At 70.6% G+C, this 958-nt stretch carries 1 protein-coding gene; it reads right to left on the reverse strand.

Translation table 11 applies throughout. The features are described 5' to 3' along the window. A partial coding sequence (locus ACPXB1_RS30585) for a condensation domain-containing protein (RefSeq protein WP_425736170.1) occupies positions 1–907 on the reverse strand: 907 nt, incomplete at its 3' end. Positions 908–958 lie beyond the last annotated feature (51 nt).

A 958-nucleotide genomic window follows, 5' to 3' on the forward strand; every position in this document is an offset into this window, starting at 1 on the left:
CCAACCCCGTGTAAAAACGCCGCTCCCCCGACAACTGACTCATCACCTTCAAATGAGCCGCGTGCAGAACGGCCTTGACGGGTACGCCGAGGCTGCTGGCGAGCCCGCGCAACGCGGGGTCCAGGTCGGCGATGTCCAGCTCGGTGCGGCACACCTGCCGCGGGCCGGACTCGGTCGCCAGGGTGTCCGGCAGTGTGAACTTAGGCCTACCGGTCACCACGTCCCGCCAGTAGTCGGCGTCCGCCTCGGAGTCGAGCGCCGACAGTTCGGCGGCCACGAAGTCTGCGTACCGGACGGCCACCGGTTCGACGGGTGTCGGCTGCTCGCCGCGCCGCCGCCGGTGGTACCCGTCGCGCAGGTCGGCTAGCAGGAGGTTGAGGTCCCAGCCGCCGGTGATGAGGTGGCTGACGGAGACGGTGAGCCACCAGCCCTTGTCGTCCTCGCGGTGCACTGCCACCCGCAGCAGCGGCGGCGGTGACGCCAGGTCGAACGGCCGCCCGCGCTCGGCGGTGACGTACGCCGGATGGCCGCTAGCGTCGGGATGCACAGCGATCGGCACCTGCGCCTCGGCGTGCACGAGCTGCATGGGCACCGAGTAGCCGGTGAGGTCGACCGAGGTGCGCAACGTGTCGTGCCGGGCGACAAGCTCGGCGAGGGTGGCGCGCAGCGGCTCGACGTCGAAGGGCAGCCCGTCGTCGACACGCATGGTGTGGACGATGTGGTACGGCCTGGCGGCGTCATCCTTGGCGATCTCGACAGCCATGCCCACCTGGGCCTGGGTCGCCGGGTAGGCGTCGGTCAGGTCGGCCGGCAGAGCAGCCCGATCCGCGTCGCTGAGCAACGCGAACGGCGCCACCGGCTCCCACTCGTCAACACCCTCGCCCAGACTTGCCGCCAGCCCGCGCACGGTCCGGTAAGCAAAAACATCCCGCACACTCGTGGCGAACCCAGCCGCCCG

Origin of the sequence: Micromonospora sp. DT68 (genome assembly GCF_049847245.1) — a bacterium.
Taxonomy (GTDB): Bacteria; Actinomycetota; Actinomycetes; order Mycobacteriales; family Micromonosporaceae; genus Micromonospora; species Micromonospora profundi.